The 22413-nt window shown below is 59.0% G+C and carries 20 protein-coding genes; 11 read left to right on the forward strand and 9 right to left on the reverse strand.

Annotation, left to right across the window (positions count from 1 at the left end; all coding sequences use genetic code 11):
• Positions 1-51: 51 nt before the first annotated feature.
• The 7 genes from P8S53_RS05475 (at position 52) to P8S53_RS05505 (ending at position 7468) form a co-directional block, all read left to right on the forward strand.
• Positions 52-1554 (forward strand): sugar ABC transporter ATP-binding protein, encoded by a 1503-nt coding sequence (locus P8S53_RS05475; protein ID WP_277806138.1) that lies wholly within the window; start codon positions 52-54, stop codon positions 1552-1554.
• Entirely contained in the window at positions 1544-2524 is a 981-nt protein-coding gene (locus P8S53_RS05480; protein WP_277806139.1) for an ABC transporter permease, read from the forward strand. The genes P8S53_RS05475 and P8S53_RS05480 overlap by 11 nt, the downstream gene beginning before the upstream one ends.
• An 88-nt stretch (positions 2525-2612) precedes the next feature.
• Entirely contained in the window at positions 2613-4253 is a 1641-nt protein-coding gene (locus P8S53_RS05485) for an FGGY-family carbohydrate kinase (RefSeq protein WP_277806140.1), read from the forward strand.
• Positions 4254-4338: 85 nt separating this feature from the next.
• Positions 4339-5064, forward strand: coding sequence for an SDR family oxidoreductase (locus P8S53_RS05490; protein ID WP_277806141.1), 726 nt, complete (start codon positions 4339-4341; stop codon positions 5062-5064).
• A gap of 113 nt (positions 5065-5177) precedes the next feature.
• On the forward strand, positions 5178-5894 hold the full coding sequence (locus P8S53_RS05495; protein WP_277806142.1) for an SDR family oxidoreductase: 717 nt from the start codon (positions 5178-5180) through the stop codon (positions 5892-5894).
• A 236-nt stretch (positions 5895-6130) separates the two neighbouring features.
• Positions 6131-6631 (forward strand): GNAT family N-acetyltransferase, encoded by a 501-nt coding sequence (locus P8S53_RS05500; protein WP_277806687.1) that lies wholly within the window; start codon positions 6131-6133, stop codon positions 6629-6631.
• A gap of 210 nt (positions 6632-6841) precedes the next feature.
• Positions 6842-7468 (forward strand): hypothetical protein, encoded by a 627-nt coding sequence (locus P8S53_RS05505; protein ID WP_277806143.1) that lies wholly within the window; start codon positions 6842-6844, stop codon positions 7466-7468.
• Between the two features lie 72 nt (positions 7469-7540).
• Here the strand turns inward: P8S53_RS05505 and P8S53_RS05510 are convergent, their stop codons facing one another.
• The 5 genes from P8S53_RS05510 to P8S53_RS05530 form a co-directional block, all read right to left on the reverse strand.
• Positions 7541-8470, reverse strand: a complete 930-nt coding sequence (locus tag P8S53_RS05510) for an ABC transporter permease (RefSeq protein ID WP_306417879.1) — start codon at positions 8468-8470, stop codon at positions 7541-7543.
• Positions 8463-9470, reverse strand: coding sequence for an ABC transporter permease (locus P8S53_RS05515; protein WP_277806145.1), 1008 nt, complete (start codon positions 9468-9470; stop codon positions 8463-8465). Before P8S53_RS05515 ends, P8S53_RS05510 begins: the two co-directional genes overlap by 8 nt.
• A gap of 72 nt (positions 9471-9542) precedes the next feature.
• On the reverse strand, positions 9543-11255 hold the full coding sequence (locus P8S53_RS05520; protein WP_277806146.1) for a peptide ABC transporter substrate-binding protein: 1713 nt from the start codon (positions 11253-11255) through the stop codon (positions 9543-9545).
• Positions 11252-12292, reverse strand: coding sequence for an ABC transporter ATP-binding protein (locus tag P8S53_RS05525; protein ID WP_277806147.1), 1041 nt, complete (start codon positions 12290-12292; stop codon positions 11252-11254). The genes P8S53_RS05520 and P8S53_RS05525 overlap by 4 nt, the downstream gene beginning before the upstream one ends.
• A complete protein-coding gene (locus P8S53_RS05530) occupies positions 12289-13287 on the reverse strand; it encodes an ABC transporter ATP-binding protein (RefSeq protein WP_277806148.1) in 999 nt (332 codons plus the stop codon). Before P8S53_RS05530 ends, P8S53_RS05525 begins: the two co-directional genes overlap by 4 nt.
• 469 nt (positions 13288-13756) lie before the next feature.
• On the opposite strand from P8S53_RS05530, the gene P8S53_RS05535 reads away from it, so the two are divergent.
• The 3 genes from P8S53_RS05535 to P8S53_RS05545 are packed head-to-tail and all read left to right on the forward strand — an operon-like array spanning position 13757 to position 16687.
• Positions 13757-14734, forward strand: coding sequence for a tripartite tricarboxylate transporter substrate binding protein (locus P8S53_RS05535; RefSeq protein ID WP_277806149.1), 978 nt, complete (start codon positions 13757-13759; stop codon positions 14732-14734).
• A 10-nt stretch (positions 14735-14744) separates the two neighbouring features.
• Entirely contained in the window at positions 14745-15191 is a 447-nt protein-coding gene (locus P8S53_RS05540) for a tripartite tricarboxylate transporter TctB family protein (RefSeq protein ID WP_277806150.1), read from the forward strand.
• Positions 15188-16687, forward strand: a complete 1500-nt coding sequence (locus P8S53_RS05545) for a tripartite tricarboxylate transporter permease (protein ID WP_277806151.1) — start codon at positions 15188-15190, stop codon at positions 16685-16687. The genes P8S53_RS05540 and P8S53_RS05545 overlap by 4 nt, the downstream gene beginning before the upstream one ends.
• A gap of 115 nt (positions 16688-16802) precedes the next feature.
• Here P8S53_RS05545 and P8S53_RS05550 read toward each other — a convergent pair whose 3' ends face one another.
• The 4 genes from P8S53_RS05550 to P8S53_RS05565 are packed head-to-tail and all read right to left on the reverse strand — an operon-like array spanning position 16803 to position 20963.
• Positions 16803-18098 carry a hypothetical protein gene (locus P8S53_RS05550; RefSeq protein WP_277806152.1) on the reverse strand — a complete coding sequence of 432 codons (1296 nt, stop codon included), beginning with the start codon at positions 18096-18098 and terminating at the stop codon, positions 16803-16805.
• On the reverse strand, positions 18089-18847 hold the full coding sequence (locus tag P8S53_RS05555) for an ABC transporter ATP-binding protein (protein ID WP_277806688.1): 759 nt from the start codon (positions 18845-18847) through the stop codon (positions 18089-18091). The genes P8S53_RS05550 and P8S53_RS05555 overlap by 10 nt, the downstream gene beginning before the upstream one ends.
• Entirely contained in the window at positions 18844-19896 is a 1053-nt protein-coding gene (locus P8S53_RS05560; RefSeq protein WP_277806153.1) for an iron ABC transporter permease, read from the reverse strand. The genes P8S53_RS05555 and P8S53_RS05560 overlap by 4 nt, the downstream gene beginning before the upstream one ends.
• On the reverse strand, positions 19893-20963 hold the full coding sequence (locus P8S53_RS05565) for an ABC transporter substrate-binding protein (protein WP_277806154.1): 1071 nt from the start codon (positions 20961-20963) through the stop codon (positions 19893-19895). Before P8S53_RS05565 ends, P8S53_RS05560 begins: the two co-directional genes overlap by 4 nt.
• Positions 20964-21411: 448 nt before the next feature.
• On the opposite strand from P8S53_RS05565, the gene P8S53_RS05570 reads away from it, so the two are divergent.
• A complete protein-coding gene (locus P8S53_RS05570; protein WP_277806155.1) occupies positions 21412-22392 on the forward strand; it encodes an OmpA family protein in 981 nt (326 codons plus the stop codon).
• Positions 22393-22413: the final 21 nt, after the last annotated feature.

Below are 22413 nucleotides of genomic sequence, written 5' to 3' on the forward strand. Positions count from 1 at the left end.
ACTGCCACGTTCGGATCATTCCGGGCGTGGCGCTCCAAAAGGGGAAGTGAAATGCTTGAAATGAAGGGTATTACGAAGGCTTTTGGTCCCGTCAACGTCCTTCGCGATGTGGATTTCAATGTCCGGGCAGGGGAGGTGCATGCACTTTTGGGAGAAAACGGTGCGGGCAAATCCACGATGATGAAAATCCTGTGCGGCAACCTTCAGGCAGACAAGGGCACCACAAGCATTGATGGCACGCAGCGGACCTTCACCCATTATAATGACGCCATCGAAGCAGGCATTGGAATCGTGTTTCAGGAATTCAGTCTGATCCCCTATCTGACTGCGGTTGAAAACATTTTTTTGGGCCGCGAGCTTACGAACAGGTTCCATGTGTTGAATCGCAAGGCCATGCGCGATCGCGCAAAAGAGGTGTTGGACAAGCTGGGCGTTGATGTGCCGCTGAATGTTGCGGTTGCGAAACTGAGTGTTGCGGAACAGCAGTTTGTGGAGATTGCCAAGGCGCTGGCGCTGAATGCAAGAATTCTGGCGCTGGATGAACCCACCGCCACACTGACCCCGAGTGAGTGCAAATATCTGTTCAAGGTCATAAATGATCTAAAGCGCCAAGGGGTGGCAATTATCTTTATTTCCCATCACCTGGAGGAGATATTTGAGATCTGCGACCGGATCACGGTGCTGCGCGATGGCGAATATGTGGGCACGCATGATGTCAACTCTATCGACACCGACACACTTGTCGAAATGATGGTTGGCCGCCGCATCGAGAATAATTTTCCACCCAAGCCAGATTCATCGCCACATGCAAGGGTCGTGATCGACGCAAAAGAAATTCAGTTGCGCAAGAACGGGCCTGTCAGTGTCTTTCAACTGCGCCAAGGCGAAATTCTGGGATTTTCGGGGCTGGTCGGATCCGGACGCACAGAAACGGCCCTTTCCATCATGGGCGCATATCCGGCCGCGAGTGTGAATGTCGAGATTAACGGCGACCCGATTGCGCCTAAAAACCCCAGCGAGGCACTTGCGAGGGGGATCGGCCTGTTGCCTGAAAGCCGGAAAGAACAGGGCCTGATTACGGCATTTTCGATCATGCAGAATATCTCGATCAACAATTACGGAAAATACAGGTTCTTGGGGTGCTTCCTCGATCTTGCATCCGAGCGTGAGCATACTGAAAAAGTGATGCGCGATGTTCAGATGAAGGCCCCGGGGCCGTATGTTGCCTGCGATACCTTGTCGGGGGGAAACCAGCAAAAGGTCGTGATTGCCCGCTGGCTGAATCATCATACCCCAATTCTGATTTTCGATGAGCCGACGCGCGGCATTGACGTAGGCGCCAAAGCGGAAATCTATCAGCTCATGCGCCAGCTTACCGAGGATGGCTATTCGATCATCATGATCTCGTCGGAGCTGCCGGAAGTTACCGGGCTTTCAGATCGCGTCTGTGTGTTTCGAAACGGGGGCATCGTTGCAACGCTTGAAGGCGATGCAATTAATTCTGAACAAATCATGAAATACGCTACAACGGGGCAACTTAGATATGTCGCATGAATCCATCACCCAGCGATCACATTCAGCCGTTTCGCCGGTCCTGACGCGCATCATTCAGTCACCTTTGCTGCTGCCGCTTGTGGGCCTGATCGTCGTGTCGATTGCGATGAGTTTCGCCAGCGACAATTTCTTTACAGTGAACAACATTGTGAATGTTCTGCGGCAACAATCCATCATTGGCATTCTTGCAATCGGCATGACCTTTGTAATCCTGATCGGCGGGATCGATCTTTCCGTAGGGGCGGTCATGGCGCTGTGCGGAACGCTTGGCGCCGGTGTCATGGTGCATATGGGGCTACCGGCTGGCGTCGGTCTGGCGGCGATGATTGCTGTGGGTGTGCTGTTTGGGCTGTTTAACGGCGTGCTTGTCGCCTGGGGCAAAATGCCTGCGATAATCGTGACCCTTGCGACGATGTTGATCGCGCGCGGCCTTGGGCTTGTTTATTCTGGCGGTCATCCTGTCAGCGGTCTTCCCAGCTGGATTTCATGGTTTGGCATTGGCCGGATCGGGGGCATCCCTGTGCCGGTCATCATCATGGTAATCCTATACGCTCTGGCGTGGTTTTTGTTGCAACGCACATCGTTCGGCCGCCACGTCTACGCCATCGGTGGTAATGAGACTGCGGCCAATCTGTCGGGGGTGAATACCAAGCGGATCAAGCTGATCGTCTTCATGATCTCGGGGTTTACGTCGGGTATGGCGGCTATCATTCTGACCGGACGGCTGATGAGCGGGCAGCCCGGTGCCGGTGTCGCGTTCGAACTGGATGCGATTGCCATGGTTGTTCTTGGCGGAACCGCGATTGCGGGCGGGCGCGGGCTGATCCTTGGGACGCTGATCGGTGCTTTGCTTTTGGGTATTATCAATAACGGTCTGAACCTGATCGGGATCAACCCGTATCTACAGGACGTATTCAAAGGCTTTATCATCCTTCTGGCTATCTACATCGGTCGCGAATGGCGTCGGTAATTGGAATTGCGCTGGCGCGCGCCGGTTTATGGCCGCGCGCCGTGGCATTCGCTGCGACATCGCCACCACTGAACAGGAGTTCAGAAAAATGACAGATCACTTTATTGGTGTGGACGTCGGCACAGGGTCGGTGAGAGTCGGCGTATTCGGACAGTTCGGGCAGCCACTTGCAACGTCAAAGCACGATATCGCCATGCACACCGAACCGGGGGGCATAGCCGAGCAGTCGAGCACGCAAGTCTGGAACGCGGTATGTGCCGCGACCCGATCCGCTGTGGCTAACGCGGCCATTGACCCCGGAACTGTGCGTGGGATTGGCTTTGATGCAACCTGCTCGATGGTGGTGCTTTGCGCCAATGGCAAATCGCTTCCGGTTGGCGATCTTGCCCATCCCAAACGCGACATAATCGTCTGGATGGATCATCGCGCGGTTGAACAGGCCGCCCGCATTAACGCGGGTGAGCATCATGTGCTGATGTATGTCGGTGGCCGGATCTCGCCAGAGATGCAGACACCAAAGCTGCTGTGGCTGAAGGAAAACCGACCAGAAACCTATGCAGCCGCTGGCAGTTTCTTTGACCTGACTGATTTTCTGGGTTGGAAAGCGACTGGTAGCCTTTCAAGATCTTCTTGCACTGTAACGTGCAAATGGACCTATCTGGCGCATGAGCGCCGCTGGGACCCGGATTATTTTCATGCCATTGGCCTTGGTGATCTGGTTGAAGATAACTTTGCCCGCATTGGTCAGGAGATCGTGCGTCCCGGAACTAAATTGGGACAGGGGCTGACAAAGGCCGCCGCGTCGGAACTTGGGCTTTCACCCGGAACTGCTGTTGCTGCGGGGCTGATTGATGCCCATGCCGGGGGCATAGCAACAGTTGGTGCGCGGGGCGGGGCGGAAGACCCGACCTCCTGTCTTGGTTATGTCTTCGGGACATCATCATGCACCATGACGACAACCGCAGAACCGACTTTTGTTCCGGGTGTCTGGGGGCCGTATTATTCTGCCATGATACCCGGCGCATGGCTGTGCGAAGGCGGCCAATCGGCGGCCGGTGCCGCCATCGACCAGCTGGTGTCGCTGCACCCCGCATGTTCCGAGGCCGCGGCATTTGCGAAGGCTGAGGGCAAGCCGCTGCCTGTATGGCTGGCGGATACTGCTTTGGCGCATGCCGCGACTGCTTCTGACGTGGTCGCCTTGGCAACAGGACTGCACGTCGTGCCCGAATTCCTTGGAAACCGCGCCCCCTTTTCCGACCCGATGGCGCGCGCCGTTATCGCTGGGCTGGGGATGGAAAATGATATCCGTTCGCTACAGGCGCTCTATGTGGCTGGCATTTGCAGTCTGGGCTACGGCTTGCGGCAGATTGTCGAAATAAAGAACAGGAATGGCGCGCCCGTTTCATCAATCGCCGTAAGCGGTGGGGCTGGCCAGCACCCACTTGTCCGGCAGTTGCTGGCCGACGCAACAGGTCTTCGGGTTGAGGCAACACGTTGTGACGAGCCTGTATTATTGGGTTCGGCCATCTTGGGTGCGGTTGCTGCCGGTTCTTTCGCGGACATCAATGCTGCCATGCCGATGATGTCTGAAATCGGCCAATCATACACTCCGGCTGCGGGAACACTTCGGCAGGTTCATGATGACCGCTTTGACGCTTTTCTGAAGCTTCAGACTGTCGCGCGCGACATTCGCAACACTGGGGACCATCAGCCGCAATCCAGGGTTTGATCCAGTATCCGCCTGCTGGATCCCGATCACTGACATTCAATGAATATTTGGCTGGAACTGGCCAAACCATCCAACGAGGGGAAATATGAACTTTTCTGGAAAATCCGTCATTATCACCGGTGCTGGCAAAGGAATAGGTCGGGCGACTGCCCAACTTTTGGCACATCGCGGTGCCGGCGTCGTGGCCATCAGCAGAACCCGGAGCGATCTGGACAGCCTGAATGCAGAGATTGGCGGGCGTAGCATTGTCGCCGATCTTTCAGTGCCTTCTGAAGCGCGGGCTGCGATGGCCGAAGCTGCGGGCTGTGACTTCCTGATCAATTGTGCGGGAACGAACGTGCTCGAAAGTGTCCTTGAAATGACGGATGAGGGCTACGACAGGGTTCTGGGCATCAATCTGCGAAGTGCGCTGATTTGCGCTCAGGAATTCGCACGCGCCCGCATCGCTGCGGGCGGTGGTGGTGCGATCATCAATGTGACGTCTATCGCCGGACATCGCGGGTTTCAGTACCATGTGTGCTACGCCGCATCCAAGTCAGGTCTGGAAGGTGCAACGCGCGTCATGGCCCGCGAACTTGGGCCATACGGCATTCGTGTCATGGCAGTCGCACCGACCGTCACAATGACTGAATTGGCAGCGCAAGCATGGAGCGACCCTGTCAAAAGCCAACCCATGCTGGCACGTCACCCCGCAGGACGCTTTGCCGATGCTGCGGATGTCGCGAGTGCGATAGCGCTTCTGTTGTCCGACGACGCGCGCATGCTCACCGGGTCCATGCTGGCGGTGGATGGTGGGTTTCTTGCAGTCTGAAGGTGCGACGCAGGGCCAGGAGCCGCATTGCCCACGGCGATCAAGGTAAATGCAACAAAAATTCGCGCCCCGAATGGCGCCTCGAATTAGGGAGAACAGAGGTGGTGGAAACCATGGAAGGAAAAATCGCAGCAGTGACCGGCGCTGCATCAGGGATAGGCTTGTCTGTAGCGAAAGCGCTGCTTGCCGAAGGTGCGACCGTCGTGATGGTGGACCGGAATGAAGCGGTGCTTCTGGAACTTGTGGCGGAACTCGGTGACGGCGCAATCCCTCAGGTGACTGACCTGCTACACAATGAAAGTTGTGATTCCATGGTTCCCGAAATTCTTGAGAAGGTTGGTCGTATCGATATTCTGATCTGCAATGCAGGCAGCTATATCGGGGGCGATCTTGTCGATACCGACCCGGCTGCAATTGATCGCATGGTGAACCTAAATGTCAACGCTGTGATCAAAAACGTTGCTGCGGTTGCGCCGCACATGATTGATCGCGGTGTGGGCGATATTATTGTTACATGCTCCATCGCCGGACATACGGCAATCCATGTCGAGCCGGTGTATTCCGCATCAAAATGGGCAATTACAAGCTTTGTTCAAACCATGCGGCGTCAGTTGATGGGCCACGGTATCCGCGTCGGTCAAGTTTCGCCGGGGCCTGTCATCTCTGCTTTGCTGTCTGACTGGGAACCAGAGCGCCTTCAGAAAATGAAGGACATGGGTGCACTGATGGAAACCCGGGAAGTATCTGACGCAATGATGTTTATGCTGACCCGACCGCGAAACGTTACTATTCGCGATATGATCGTTTTGCCATCGAATTTTGATATTTAGGGTGCGTTTGATGAAGTCGCTATACCCCCCCGGTCAAGAGCGCCCTGACTTCGTGTCATTGGGCGCGATGGCTGTGCGCATAGCGCAACAGAAGCGGCCAATCCCGCTTGCACCGCCATGCCTGCGCGGGCAATAATTCCGAAAAGAAGAAATCTGCGGGATTTCCTGATTGCTTTGACGCAAATCCTGCCTTGAAGGAAAGTAGCGCGGCGATGATCGAAACCCAACGCCTTCGGATGTGCCATTTGTCCCAGCGGCACAGAAGCGCCTTTGCCAGAATGCATGCCGATAAAGAGGTGATGGCAGACCTTGGCGGGCCGATTGATCGTCCTGAAAGCGACGCAAAATTTGATCGCTATGTGGTGGCCCAAACGCAGCATGGCATAGCGCGTTTTGCGCTGGAGGATGCATCAGGCCGGTTCCTTGGCTATTGCGGGATAATGCCGCGACTGGATCAGCATCATCCCCTTGGCCCACATCATGAAATCGGCTGGCGGCTGGTCAGACATGTCTGGGGGCAAGGCTATGCAACCGAAAGCGCGGCTGTGGCCTTGCGGCTTGCGTCAGGGGTTTTGGGACAAGAGCAGGTGTTTTCCTACACCACCGCTGATAACAAACGTTCGCAGCGGGTTATGGAAAAACTTGGCCTTATCCGCGCACCGGAATTCGATTTTACGATCCCGCGCGATGATATGCGCGCATGGCAATGTCTGGTTTGGAAAACCCGCCTTGCATAGCCCCTATGCCATGGCCATGGATAAGTCCCACGGTCGGTAAAAGCGCTGGCATCCCCGCCGATGTCACGAAGTTGCGACTTGACAGGGGCGTGCTGTCTTCAAAATGGTTCAAGTTGAATGCCGCCCCGAACCCCCCGAGTCGGCAGATCAGCAAAAAACCAAAAGACTGGCCACAAATCCGGTCAATCAGGCACAAAAGGCGAGCAGAAGATGCGAATATTCAAGATATTAGGCGCGACAATGCTGGTTTTGGCCTTCGCCGGTCCGGCCACCGCCGCACCAATGCAATGCGACACAATCATCGAAGGCGAACCGGTCACGATCTTTTACAACACCGATGATCCGACTTATTCGTCCTTGCGCGAACGGTTCCTAAGGCGGGGCCAGGCCTGCCCCGGGGCGGTTGTCATCACCTACCTGATGCCGGACCTGAGTGCCAAGGAACGCGAAGTGTTCTGTGCCAATTATGACCCCAAGACCCGAAGCCATTCCCTGCCCGCCCAAGGCAGGCGCGACAGTCTTGGGCGCTGCGTGGAACCGTCAAAGACCTGCAAACTGGTCAATACCACCAAAGACGAAGCCATGACCCTTATGGGGATGGGCCAGCAGGCCGAAGACGGTTCCGGCACGGGGGTGCTGTCGTCGTCGATTTCGGCGATCACGCACAGTTCCGGCGCGATGATCCTTTCTGGAAACGCCGGTTCCATGGCAAGCCTGCTGACTTCGGCGGCCACCACCATTGGCGCTGCCGTAAGCACGCCGGCGGTGCTGGTCGGGGCTGCCGCAAGTGTGGTTGTGATCGGCGGTGCCGTCTATCTGTGCAGCGATGATGACTGACGCGCATATGCGGGTGGGTTAATTCCGGCCAGTCAGCCCCCCCCGAATGCACGCAGTGATGTGCGTTAACATTCAGCGTCCGCGGATGCGCGGATCAAGCGCGTCACGCAGCCCGTCACCAATGTAGTTCACACTCAGCACCGTCAACGAGATGAACACCCCCGGCCAGACGACACGCGACGGGTATTGCTCGATCCAGTCGCGCCCGTCATACAAAATACGCCCCCATGTGGGGAAATCCGGCGGGAAACCCAGCCCAAGAAAGGACAGCGCGGATTCGGTGATGATTGCGGTCGCAATTCCCAGTGTCGCCGAAACCATGATCGGGGACAGCACATTAGGCAGCACATGGCGGGTATTTATCCGCAAGGACGGTGTCCCGATCGAACGCGCCGCCAGCACGAATTCGCGTTCCTTCAGCGCCAGAACATCGCCACGCACAATGCGCGCGGTCTGCATCCAGCTGGTAATCGCAATGGCAAAGACAATCAGGGAAAAGACCCCCATCGCCTGCCCGAACATCGTTTCCAGCGGGTCGCGGAACAGGGACACAAGTATCAGCAGCAGCGGCAACAACGGCAGCGCCAGAAACAGATCGGTCAGCCGCATCAGCGGGCTGTCGAATATTTTGAAATAGCCTGCCACCACCCCGATCAGCGTGCCGATCACCAGCCCCAGCAACATAGCCACCAGCCCGACCGCAACGGAAATGCGGCCCCCATACATCAGGCGCGCCAGCATGTCGCGGCCCAGCTGGTCGGTGCCCAGCGGATAGGTCATGCTCATACCCTGATTGCGGGACCGGATGTTGATTGCGCCGGGGTCAACCTGCCAAATCCAAGGCCCGATTGTGACGAACAGGATAATTGCCACAAACACGGCCAGACCAGCCAATGCACCGCGATGGTATTTGAACTGGTCCCAGACATCCCACCATTGGTTGCGTGGGGGACGAAAGGCCTCGTCAGGGGAAAAGGGTGCAGCCTTGGCGGTTTCAGTCATATCGAATTCTCGGGTCAAGGATGCCATACAGGACATCTGCAATCAGGTTGAACAAAACGATCAGGATCGCGAAGATAAAGGTAATGGTCTGCACCATCGGCCAGTCGCTGACATAGATCGCGCGGATCAATGCATCCCCCAGGCCGTTCACACGGAAAATCTGTTCGGTGATGATCGCGCCGGTAAAGACGGTCGGGATGCCGATGGCGATGACCGTCACCACCGGAATCATGGAATTGCGCAGCACATGCACCAGCACGACAGTCTGCTCGCCCATTCCCTTGGACCGTGCCGTGCGCACATAATCCTGATTCAGGTTATCCAGCATAGAGGCACGCATGAAGCGGCTGATCTGGCTGGCATTATACAGCGCCAGCACGGCGACCGGCATTGCGATCTGCTTGGCCTGAAACAGAAAACTGTTCCAGTCGCGCACGACATGGGTGGTGTCATACATTGACGGAAACCAGCCCAATGTGACCGAAAACAGCAGAATGAAGACAATGCCGGTAAAAAACGTGGGCACGGAAAAACCGACCATCGACACGAATGTGCCGACCTGATCGAACCAGCTGTATTGGCGGTAGGCCGAAATCACGCCGATGGGCAGGGCAATCAGAATGCCGAACAGATACCCCAAGCCCACAACCCACAGCGTCTGTGGCACGCGCTGGACCAGAATATCGCCCACCGGCGAACGTGTCTGCCATGACAGGATACGCGGGCCATCCGGGGCAATGTCCCAGCCCGTCAGCCCGGCCAGAATATGCAGCGGTTCGGTGATCACCGTCATCTGCAACCATTTGAAGTAGCGAACAAAAACCGGCTCGCCCAACCCCAGAGATTGCCGTATTTGTTCGCGTACTTCCAGCGGGATGGTCAGCGGCAGGCTGCCCGTGGGGTCCCCCGGTGCCATATCCAGCATCAAGAACACGATCAGGCTGATAATCAGCACGGTCGGCACGGCAAAAGCCAGTCGGCGCAGCGTGTAGGAAAGCATGTGGTCCGCCTTGGTCAGTCATGACAACCTGCCCCGCACAGGGTGCGGGACAGGTCAGGTATCAGTTCGGGATCATTCTTCGATCCGGTACCATTCAGCCTGATTCCAATGCTCGGAATCCCAGACATTCATGACGATACCACCGACTGTGGTGGACGCTGCCGACACACGGCCGCGTGCGACCAGTGGCAGATGTGCGTAATCCTGCACGAACATGTCATTCAGCGCGATGACCAGTTCCTGACGGCGATCAGGATCGGGTTCGCGGTTCAACTCTGCCCACAGCTCGTCATATTCCTCGTTGCAGTAGCGGTTGATGTTCTGACCCTGCCACTGGGTCGAGGGCTGCGGTTCGCGGCCACAGCGGCGCTGTTCCAGATGCGGTGTCGGATCGGTGCCTTCAAACAGCGACGCATACATTTGTGCATCGGCAAAGAACTTCAGATAGGTGTCGTTGCTGCCCGGGTCGGACCCGAAGAACACGCCCGCATCAATATTGCGCAGCCGCGCTTCGACACCGATTTCGCGCCAATCGGCCTGAATAAGCGCCTGAAAGTCCTGACGCACGGCGTTGGTCGATGTCTGGAACAGCAATTCCAGCCGTTGCCCGTCCTTCACACGGATGCCATCGGCACCGCGTTCCCAGCCCGCTTCGTCCAGCAATTCATTGGCGCGGTCAATATCCTGCACAAGGCAGTTGTCGTTATTCGGTGACGCCATGGCGGGCGGGGCCACGATGAAGTTACAGGTTGCCATGCCCATGGGGCCAAAGCCGATTTCGGTCAGCAATTCGCGGTCAATCGCGCGGCTTAGTGCCTCGCGCACGCGGATATCCGACAGGATGGGGTGTGGATGCTCGCGGGTTCCACGCTCGCCATCAGGCAGGTCGGGCGACGGGTCGGTGAAGTTCAGCTCGATCCGTTCCATCAGCGGGCCGAAATCGACCAGCAATTCACCACGCCCGCCAGCTTCCATCTGCTCGATCACCTCGGGGGCAAGTTGCAGGTTCCAGGCGTAATCCATCTCGCCGGTCTGGAACACGGCGCGGGCCGCGCCCATGGCGTCGCCACCGCCGGCCCAGGTGACCGTTTCAAAATAGGGCTGGGTTGGCACACGGTAGTTTTCATTTGCCACAAATTCGATCACGTCATTGGGGCGGAAGTTCGACACCACATAGGGACCGGTCCCGATGGGCGCAAAGTTTGCGTCGGTGCATTCGGGCGCGCGGGCGCCAAGGCAGTCCTGAAACTGCGCCTGTTGCAGGATGACCGAGCCTGCGCCCACAAAGGGCAGATAGGGGTTTGGCGTGACATCTTCGAAATGCACAGTAACCGTCAGGTCGTCCACCGCCTCGACCTGCTCGATCCCGGCATAGCGGTCGCGGTAGGAACAGCCGCCTTCGGGATGGGTGCAATATTCATAGCTGAACACCACATCGGCCGAAGTCACCGGCGTGCCATCGGACCACAAAAGCCCTTCGGTAAGTTTCCATGTGATCGATTTCAGATCTTCCGCGACACCGCCATTTTCCAGCGTCGGGATTTCATCGACCAGCCACGGCGTCAACTCGCCCAGATTGTCAAAGCGCGCCAGTGGCTCCAGCACGACCGAGGCCGCGTTCATTTCCTTGGTGCCGCCGGACAGATACGGGTTCATCGTGGACACGGCTTGCCAGTAGATGATGTTCAGATGGCCCGATGATCCGCGCTCTCGCTCTGCCATGGCAGAAGCCGGGGCCAGCACAAGGGCGGCGGCCGTGCCCAGAAGGACTGTTCTTGTAGTCATGCGTCTTCTCCTTGTTGTGTATGCTCGTGCCGGGAAGTGCCGGTTTGTCCGGCATCATTATACAGGTGACAGGCCACGAAATGGCCCGACTCAAGTTCTCGGAATTCAGGGTCGATTTCACGACAGATATCCATGACCTTCGGGCAGCGGTTGCAGAAATTGCACCCCTGCGGCGGGTTCGCAGGCGACGGGACATCGCCTTTCAGGATAATGCGTTCCACGCGCTCTTCGCTTGCGGGGTCGGGATCAGGAACCGCCGACAGCAACGCTTGCGTATAGGGGTGCAGCGGTTCGGCATACAGGGCGTCGCGCGGGGCCAGTTCGATGAACTTGCCCAGATACATCACGGCCACGCGGTCTGCGATATGACGCACCATCGACAGATCATGGCTGATGAACATATAGGTCAGGCCAAGCCTGTCCTGCAATTCTTCCAGCAGGTTCACGACCTGCGCCTGAATAGACACATCCAGCGCGGCAATGGGTTCGTCGCAGATGATGAATTTCGGATTCAGCGCAAGTGCCCGCGCAATCCCGATACGCTGGCGTTGCCCCCCCGAGAAGGAATGCGGATACCGGTTGACGAAATTCCGGTTCAGCCCGACAGCATCCATCAACTCATAAATGCGCTCCAGTTTGCGGGCCTTGGACCAGTCCGTATGCTCGTCCATCGGCTCGCCGATAATGCCTGCAACCGTCATACGCGGGTTCAGACTGGCTTGCGGGTCCTGAAACACCATTTGCATGGTGGGCCGGAGTTTGCGCAGCGCGGACTGGCTTTTGCTGCCGATCTCGACCCCGTCAATCTTGATGCTGCCGTCAGTGATATCATACAGCCGCAAAACTGCCCGCCCGCAGGTGGATTTGCCGCAACCGGATTCGCCGACGATGCCCAGTGTTTCACCTTCGAAAATGTCGAAACTGACATCATCCACGGCTTTCACATCGCCGACATGCCGCCGCAAAACCCCCGCATGAATGGGAAAATACATCTTGAGGTTGCGCACCTCTACAAGCTTGCGGCGCGGCTTTGTCATCGCGGCGCTCCTGTCTGGTAATCCCAGAAACACGCGGCATCATGCCCGGGTGCCACATCGTAGCGGGGTGGGTTTTCACGGCCGCAGCGGTCAAATGCCTTCGGGCAGCGCGCACGGAACGGGCAGGCCGCGGGGTGTTGCGACAAAATCGGTGGCTGGCCCTCGATCACATTCAGCTTGGGGGCGCGCGCGCCGCGCACCGACGGCACGGTGGTCATCAAGGCACGCGTGTAGGGATGGGCGGGATTGGCAAACACGTCGCGCACGGGGCCATATTCGACGACCTGCCCGCCATACATGACCATCACCCGGTCCGCGATGCCCGCGATCACCCCCAGATCATGCGTGATCCAGATGATCGCCATGCCCAGCTTCTGGCGCAATTCCTTGACCAGTTCCAGAATCTGCGCCTGAATGGTGACATCCAGCGCGGTGGTCGGTTCATCCGCAATCAGCACCTTGGGGTCACAAGCCAGCGCAATAGCGATCATGACGCGCTGGCGCATCCCCCCCGAAAACTGATGCGGAAAATCCTTCAGCCTGCGCCGTGCATCGGGAATTCCGACCAGATCCAGCAATTCAATCGCGCGCGCCTGCGCTTCAGATTTGTTCATCCCCATATGGCGGCGCAGCGGCTCCATGATCTGGAAGCCGACTGTAAATACGGGGTTAAGGCTGGTCATCGGGTCTTGAAACACAAACCCGATATCGCGCCCGCGCAGATTTTGCAGGCTGCGCTGGCTTAGCTTCAGCAGGTCCTGCCCGCCAAACATCACAGAACCGGCCTGAACCTCGGCGGGGGGCGTGGGCAGCAGGCCGATCAGCGACATCATGGTGACCGATTTGCCAGATCCCGATTCCCCGACCACGCCAAGCAATTCGCCTGCTTGCAGGTTGAAACTTACCGAATTCACGGCGTGAAGGTTTCCTGACCTTGTATTGAACAAGGTTTTCAGGCCTTGCACTTGCAAGACTGGTTCGCTGGTTTCCAGCATGATCCCCCCTGTGGGATTGCGGTATTTGGTGGCATTTGTGGCATGCCTTGGAATTGAGTTTGGTTGAATTTCTGTGAACGGGCAACAAAAAATTCCTGACCCAAGATAAGGCGGACTGCTTTTAGCAGAAAAATAGCGGCGCTGCCGTAAACGTGATGACGGGGACGATCACTCCGCATGGAAATTATGCGTCGGCGGTCTGCGCGTATGCCAGTTGCGGATTCATGATCGTTCAGTGCACCCGTTTTGGGGGTGCGTGACTGCTTGGGGCCGCGCGGGTTATCCGCCATCCAACCCAATTCTGGTGTTCCTGCGTGGCGGGCAAAGAACCGTCTTTACAGGTGCCATCCACACCGGAAGGCACAAGCCGAAGCCCGCCTTGCGACAGCCGTCACCGGATTGATCAGAAAGCATTGCAATCGTTGCAGGTATAGTATCTTTTGTGGCGGAAAATGTGGAGGAGATTGTCGTGAAGATTCAACTAACGTGCCGTATGGCGCTTGCAAGCGCCGTTGCTTTGGCTGCATTTCCCGCCGTAGCGCAGGACACATGGCCAACCGCGCCTGTCCGTGTTTTTGTCGGGTTTCCTGCCGGGTCATCGCCTGACACCTTGGCACGCATCGTCACAGATGAACTGGCGCAACGCCTGGGCCAACCGGTTGTGATTGAAAACCGACCCGGCGCTGGTGGTGTGATCGGTGTGCAGCAAATGCTGGTATCGGCAGGTGACGGGCATACATTCGGCACAACGATCAATGGCCCACTGACGACAGCGCAACGCATGATGGACAGCACCGGGTTCGACGTAGGGTCGGATATATTGCCGGTAACGTTGATTGCCACCTCTCCGCTGGTGCTTGCGGTTTCTGCCGAAAGCGACATGGTTGATCTGGAAAGCTTCATTGCCGCTGCCGGGGCCGGTGATGAAGCCATCGCCTATGGCTCTGTCGGGCAAGGCTCGGGCGCGCATCTGACGGCCGAGTTGTTCGCATCCGAGGCAGACGTCAGCATGTTGCACATCCCGTTCACCAGCTACGCCGAGGTCACAACCTCGATCCTTGGTAACGAGATTGATGCAGGTTTCATGGCACCATCCGCTGCCCTGCCTTTTGTCGAGGCAGGCACGATGCGTATGCTGGGCATCACCTCGTCCGAGCCGTTTGCGCAGGCACCTGACGTTCCCCTGATCGCCGGAAATGCCGGTCTGCCCGATGATTTCCGCGCCGAGTTGTGGAACGCGTTCATCGCGCCCGCCGGAACAGATGGAGCAATCATCGAGCGCCTGAATGCCGAGATTTCGGAGATCCTTGCTGATCCCGCTGTTCAGGAACAATTGCTGATCATCGGCTGGCAGGCCGCGCCGGGGTCCGCGGATGATCTGCGCCAGCGCATTGTTGATGATACGGCAATGTGGGGCGCGGTGATTGACCGCGTTCAGGCACAGTAACAGGTTCGATATGCGGCGCGACTGGCCTGATATCTTCGGCGGCGTGATACTGGCCGCCATCGGTGTCGGCGCGGCCCTCTGGGCTGCAATGTATTATGATATCGGAACCCTGCGCCGAATGGGGCCGGGGGCCTTTCCTGTTGTGTTGGGCTGCGCGCTTTTCGTGCTGGGTATGGTGATTGCCGTGCCTGCAATGGGGCGCACAGCCGCCGCACCCAAGGTCGAACCTGCTGCCGCGGTGGCGGTTTTGGCGGCGATCGTGATCTTCGCGCTTTGCTTGTCGCGTCTGGGGCTTGCAGGCGCGACAGCCGCCGCTGTGCTGGTCGCCACCCTGCCTGCACCGCGCAAGGGCTGGGTCTGGCGTGTTGTGCTTGCGGCGGTGGTTACGGTGCTGACGGTCCTTGTGTTCAGTGTGGGTTTGCGGATGACCCTGCCAGTCTGGCCGCGCCTGTCATGACAACATGGGAAGGGCTGCTATTCGGCATCAGCTTTGTCACGCAGCCCGAAGTGCTGATCTATTGCCTGCTGGGCGTAGTCTTGGGCACCTTTGTCGGCGTTTTGCCGGGGATTGGCGCAATGGCGGCCATTTCGCTGCTGTTGCCCATCACCTATTACATCACGGCCGAGGCGGCGCTGATCATGTTGGCCGGTGTCTATTACGGCGCGCAATATGGCGGGGCGGTGGCGTCAATCCTGCTGCGGCTGCCGGGCACGCCGCAATCGGCGGTGACCACGCTGGACGGCTACCCGATGGCGCAGAACGGGCGCGCGGGCGTTGCGCTGTTCACGGCGATGGTGTCTTCCTTCACCGGCTCTATGATCGGGATACTTGTTCTGGTGGTGCTGGCAGGCTGGCTGTCGCGTGCGGCCACGGCCTTTGGCGCGGCGGATTATGCGGCGATGATGATCCTTGGCCTTGTCGCGGCATCTACAATCGGATCATCGCGCCCCGCCAAGGGGTTTGCGATGGTCACGTTGGGGTTGCTCCTGGGCTGTATTGGCACCGACGTCAATTCCGGCGCGCAGCGCTTCACCTTTGGCCGGACAGAGTTTCTGGACGGGATCAACCTTGTGGCCTTGGCGATGGGGCTGTTTGGCGTGGCCGAGGTTATCGCCAATGTCCGCAACCCTGACCGTCAGGGCGTGGCGGAACGGATAGGGTTAAAGCGCCTGATGCCCAGTCGGGACGATCTGCGACGCATGGCGTTTCCGACCCTGCGCGGCAGCGCGCTGGGCAGTTTCTTCGGCGCATTGCCCGGAACCGGCTCAACCCTGTCATCGTTCCTGAGCTATTCGATGGAACGCCGCCTTGCGCGCCAGCCGGAACGGTTTGGAAAAGGGGCGGTTGAGGGTGTGGCCGGACCTGAATCCGCCAATAATTCTGCCGCCATCACGGCCTTTGCGCCGACCCTGACCCTTGGTATTCCGGGGGATCCGATCATGGCGTTGATGCTGGGCGCGCTGGTGATCCACGGCATCCAGCCCGGCCCGATGATGCTGGAAGCCCGGCCTGAAATGTTTTGGGGGCTGGTCGCCAGTTTCGGGATTGGCAACCTGCTGCTGCTGGTCCTGAACCTGCCGCTAATCGGGATATGGGTGTCGATGCTGCGCATTCCGTTCAACTATCTCTATCCGGCGATCCTCGTGTTTCTGTGCCTTGGTGTCTATTCGGTAAGGGGGCTGACGTTCGACATCGTGGCCGTCGCAGGGATCGGGTTGGCCGGGTATTTGCTGGCCATCGCCAAATTCAGCCCCGCGCTGCTGTTGCTGGGTTTTGTGCTTGGTCCGCTGATCGAGACGAACCTGCGCCGCGCTTTTCTGATTTCGCGCGGCGATCCGATGGTATTTCTTGAACGGCCCATCGCTGCGGGTTTCGTCATCGCAACCGTGGCGCTGTTGCTTTTGCCCCTATGGCAGGCGTGGCGACGGCGCGGCGCTGGCGCGCGTCAATAAGCTGGCCGGAAGCGGGCGGGGGCCAAACGCTGTGAACCCCGTCGCCGCGACACGGTATTGCATCGCTGGATCAAAGATCAGGGGGCGCTTTGCAACACTGTGGTGTTGTCGGTGCTCATGCGGGCACCTGTTGGGTTAACTGGCGCAAGTTGGGCAGGAAGCGGTCCAGAAAGCGTGTGGTTGCGGGCATGAAATGGCTTCCATGATGATAGCAGGGATCCAGCGAAGTTACGATCATTCGCCCCGGCGTGCTGGTGCGGTCGTCATAGGCAATAGGGTGGCCCGCGCCATCGCGCATCAGAACCTGCGCGCCTGCGGGCGGGTCGAAATACCCGTGCAGATGCCATGTCACATCGGCATCGGTCATGGTCTCCAGCAGCGGGTGCCGTGATGCGATCTGCACGCCCAACTTTGCCCCCGGTGTCAGCCACCACCACCAATTCGTATCTGTGGGGGTAAAGTTCACATGCGGCAGCCACAAATCACTGCGGCTTTCGCCCATGGCAATGATGGTGCCACCCGCCGCCAGATGCGCGGCCAGCAGCCCGCGCTGGGCGATCATGCGTTGGGGCGGGGTGCGACAGGTCACAAACAGCACATCTTCCGGCAACAGGGTCGCGCCAATCTGTTCGGGTGTGATCACCAGATCGAAGGTGTCGCGGTAGCGCGGCCCTTCAAGCGTCTGGATCTGGTAGTAGGTGCCCGCATTCGTGGCAATCAGGCGCGGGGCATCGCCGGTATCGCGCGGGCGCGCGGGCGTGGTGAAGGCGCGCGCATCAGGTGGTGTGGCCACGCGCGGGGCAGTATCTGAAACGCATGCGCCGCCCCCCGCCCAGACGATCAGGTTGGCCCAGACCCGCGCGCCAATCTTGTGCATTGTGGCGATCTGGGCCAGATCATTGCCCGCATGGCTGAAAATCGCACCCCCGCCGGGCCGGTGCCAGACCCAGTCGACCGGCACAGTGTCGCCAAGCGTGTTCAACACCACCGCGCCCGAGGGTGGCGGATTGGCCCCGCGCCCGTAAAAGCCCGCAACACCCTTGTTGGCTTCCAGCTCTTTCAGTTGAAAGCCCGCAAAGACCGGATGCGCCACCCGCGCGGCCAGTGTGAAATCAGCGCGTTTGGGGGCGGGGATGGGTTGATAGGGTTCCAACCCCGCGACCAGCGGGCGGACCAGATGGCCATTGAACACCCAGCGCCCGCCTGTATCCAGAAACCGTGACAGGGCAGGGCGCAGGGCCATCATGGCATCCTGATCAAGCAGCATGCCGGTGATCAAACCGCGATGCGCCAGAAGCGCCGCTTCCGTCAGGTCGGTTTGCGCAATGATTGTCACATGTCCGGCCGCTTCGGCCTGCATTATGGGTTCGGGGGGCTGGCCATGGCCAGAATGCAGCCAGATCACGCGCATAGGGCGTCCTTTCCTGTGAATTCGGGCAGCATTGCGATGCGCCCTTGGGGTCCGTCCGGGCGCACCCAATGCATGGGAACGCCGTAAAGTTCAGCCATCAGATCAGGGGTGATCATCTGCGCGACCGGGCCCTGCACCACGGTGCCGCCCGGCATCATCAGCACCACATCATCGGCCACGGCCAGCGCGTGGTTGGGGTCATGTGTGGTGAACACGATCGCCCTGTCGCGCGCCCGGTTCAGGGTGGAAATCAGCGCAAGCGTGCGCGCCTGATTGCCGAGATCCAGTGCGGATGTCGGTTCATCCAGCACCAGCGCGTCCGATCCTGTGGCCAGCGCGCGGGCGATCAGGATCATCTGGCGTTGCCCACCCGACATGCGGTCATAACGCAGATCGGACAGCGAACATGCGCCCACCTGCACCAGTGCCGCGTGTGCTGCGTCCGTATCATCCGGTCCGGGCTGGCCAAACAGGCCCAGCCGCGCCGCGCGGCCCATTGTCACCACATCCAGCCCCGAAAGTTTTGCCTGTGATGCGCCGTGCTGGGGCACATAGCCCACAATGGCGGGTGCGTGGCGGTGGCCCTGATCCAGTGGCTGAAACCCCAGAATGCTGCGCAACAACGTGGTTTTCCCGCGCCCGTTCGGCCCCAGAATGGCGGTCGTGCGCCCCAGCGGCACATCAATCGACAGCCCCGCGAACACCCGCAGCGCGCCAAAGCGCAGGCTTGCTTGCGACACCCCGATCATGCGTGCCACGCGCGTTTGAAATGCTGGCGCAACAGCACCGCAAAGACCGGCGCACCGATCAGCGCAGTCAACACGCCCAGCGGTATTTCTGCGGCTGTCAGCGTGCGTGCCATCGTGTCGATCAGCACCAGATAGGCCGCGCCCAACAGCGCCGATGCGGGAATAAGGCGGCGGTGATCCTCGCCCACGATCAGGCGCGCGGCATGGGGCACCACAAGGCCGATCCAGCCGATAACGCCCGCCACGGCAACAGATGTGCCGGTCATCATCGTGGCGGCAATGAAGATGAACCAGCGTTCGCGGTCAGGGTTCACCCCCAAGGAACGCGCCTCTGCTTCGTCCAGCGCCAGCAGGTTCAGCCGGTAGCGCAGCGACCACACAAGCGCCAGCCCAAGCGCCATACCGGGCACAGCCAACCCCAGCCGCGCCCATGTCGCCGTCGAGAATGACCCCATCAGCCAATAGACAATCGCAGGCAGGGATGAATTCGGGTCCGCCAGAAATTGCAGCACAGATACCAATGCAGCAAAAAACGCCCCCACAATCATGCCTGCAAGGATAACGGTCAGCACCTCTGTCCGGCCATTGATATGGGCCAACAGCCCGACCAGCACCAGCGCGGCCAGACCAAAGACAAAGGACATGCCCAGCAGCACCACCCCGTGAAAGCCCAGCAGGATCGCCAGCGCCCCGCCAAAGGCCCCGCCCTGACTGATGCCCAGCACTTGCGGGCTGACCAGCGGGTTGCGGAACACGCCTTGCAATGCGGCCCCGCCCACGGCCAGCGCGGCCCCCGACAGGGCGGCCAGCAGCACACGCGGCAGGCGCACCAATTCGACAATGCGTTCGTCCATGGTGTCCGCGCTGCCCGACAAATCCCAGACCCGTGCCCACAGGATTTCCACGACCCTTATCCAGGGCACTTCAAAACGTCCGGCGCTGATGGAATACAGCATGGCCAGCACCAGACACACCACCATCGCGGGAAACACCCCAAGGCGCAGCGCAAGTCGCGCGCGCCTTGGGGCCTGATCCAGTGCAACACTCATGGGGCTGCAAATTGCGCGTAGTTTGCCTGACCGCCCTGCATGTCCATCCACAGGATTTCGTCAATATCCGCATCTGTCAGGTCATGGCCATACAACACCTGATAGGCTGTGCGCATTTCCGAACGCAGGTCATAGTCGAATACATCAGGATGCAGCAGGTTTGCGGTCCACATCCATGTCAGCGGGCTTTCCTGATTGGGCGGGTCCCAGCGATAGCCGCCAAGCGGCATTTTATAGACGCGCCCGTTCTGTGCGGCATTGGTCAGTGACAGGATCGGGTCGTCCATGATGCGATCAAGCGTCAGATCGGCCTCGAATGAATTCAGGAAGATGACATCAGGGTTCCATGTTGCAACCTGTTCAACATTGATATCCGCCCAACCGCCGACCATGTCTTCAGCCGCGTTCCGGCCACCGGCCAGAATATGATACCATGCGTTATAGTTGTTTTCGGTGCCCGATGCGCGCAGGTTGTCCATGGCGCGCAGCAGATACAGCACGCTGGGGCGGTCCTCATCAGCCAGACCGGCGGTGCGCGCTTCCATGTCGGCCTGCACTTCCGCGCGCCATTCGATCAGCGGCTCAATCCGTTCCGGCCTGCCCATCGCGGTTGCGGCCATGGTCATATATTCGCGCGTCAACTCCTCGGACCCGTAGCGGATTGTCATCAGGTTCAGGCCCGCGTTGGTGATCGGGTCAATATAATCCGGCCCGCGTCCGGCCCATTGGATGACCAGTTCGGGGTTGACCTGCGCCAGTTCCTCGACATTGGGGATGAAGTTGGGCGCGGTGATGTCTGACGGGATGTCGCGCGCTTCAGGAAATATCCGCCCAAGAATGCCTTCCATGATTGCGGATTTCGCGGTCGGGTTCATCCCCACCAGCCGGTCGGTGGCGCCGTCAATGGCAATCAGTGTTGATGCCATGGGGATGGGAATTGACGCGATCCGCTGCGCGGGCGCGGGCAGTGTGACCTCGCGTCCTTCATGGTCGGTAAAGCTGATCGGATCGGCAGCAAGCGGAACAGGCACCAGCAAGGTGCAGGCAAAGACAATTGGAAGACGCATCGTGGCCCTTTATTGGCTTGACCCCGGCACTCGTCAAATTCTGGCTTGGTTTGATATATGGTCCAAGCCTTCGGCGCGGGGTGCAGTTGTGCATAACCTGGCGCGACCATTCTGGCTTAAGCTTGGTGTGGCATTCCCTAGTGAAACAATCGGAATTTGTCAACGAATATGGAAACGGCCAGCGCCACTCTGGGCTGCGTCAGATGGTCACGTTCCAGATTCATACGTGCCATTCCGGCCAATGACCGCCGGTTGACACCCGCAGGGCCCCTGTCGTGCGGGCATCGCATCCGCCTGCCGCCTGCACCTGCGCTTGCTTCGCGCTGATGTATGGCGCTGGTCAGATGCAGAAAATGCGTCGTGCCAAAGTCCCCTCTGTTCGGACGGGGCGTTCGTGAATGATGTGCGGATATGGTGGGGCCGAATATCACAATGAGGAGGCACAACCATGCAGAACAGACATTCCGTCTGGGCTTGCGCCACCATCATGGCGTTTGCGTTTTCCACACCTGCCCAAGCCGATGTCGACGGCGCGTATGATCACGCTGATATTCCCCGCGTTGCAGGGTCCAGCATCGTCTATTTTGACAGGACAGAATTTGACCGCGCCACCATCCCGACCGGCCCGTATGACGATGGCGAGGTTGAGAGCGCCAAGACCATGGAAGGGGAAATACTGTCGCTTAGCTATACGTTTGACAACCCCGATATCTCCACCCTTCAGATCAAGCGAAACTACATTCAGGCGCTGGAAGATCGCGGGTTTGAGCTGCTGTATACGGCCAGCGGCAGCGACCTTTCCAGCGGGGCTGGCAGGTCGTTTTTCGTGCATGGCACCGATATATTCAGCCGCGGTGCGCGGGGCTGCTGCCGGTTGGCAACCCGAACATCGAACCGCGATTTGCGCTATATCGCCGCGATCTCGGGTGATGGGACTGTGCTGGCGGGGATTGCTGCGTTCAACGCGCGCAGGGTGGACGGGCCGGCAGTGTCCATGGCGGTTGTGACCTCGGACGAGATGGATACCGAAATGGACCATCAGCCCCTGACCGCCAGCGAGATGGAGGCTGGTTTGATAGAAGAAGGGCGCGTTGCGGTTCAGGATATCCTGTTTGAGTTCGACTCTGCGCGGATATTGCCTGAATCGTCTGATGCTTTGGCAACGGTTGCCGGTCTGATGCGCGATTTGCCTGATATGAACCTGCTTGTCGTCGGACATACCGACAATTCCGGCAGCTACGATTACAACCTGTCCTTGTCGATGGAACGGGCAACATCGGTGGTGTCATATCTGACACGGCAACACGGAGTATCCGGCGACCGGCTGGACCCGGCAGGCGCGGGCATGATGGCCCCGATTTCGACCAACCGCACCGAACAGGGCCGCAGCCTGAACCGCCGTGTGGAACTGGTGGAAATGCAACGCTGAGTGCGCGGGGCTGTTTCTGGA

The sequence above is a fragment of the Roseinatronobacter sp. S2 genome, assembly GCF_029581395.1.
In the GTDB taxonomy this organism is placed as follows: Bacteria; Pseudomonadota; Alphaproteobacteria; order Rhodobacterales; family Rhodobacteraceae; genus Roseinatronobacter.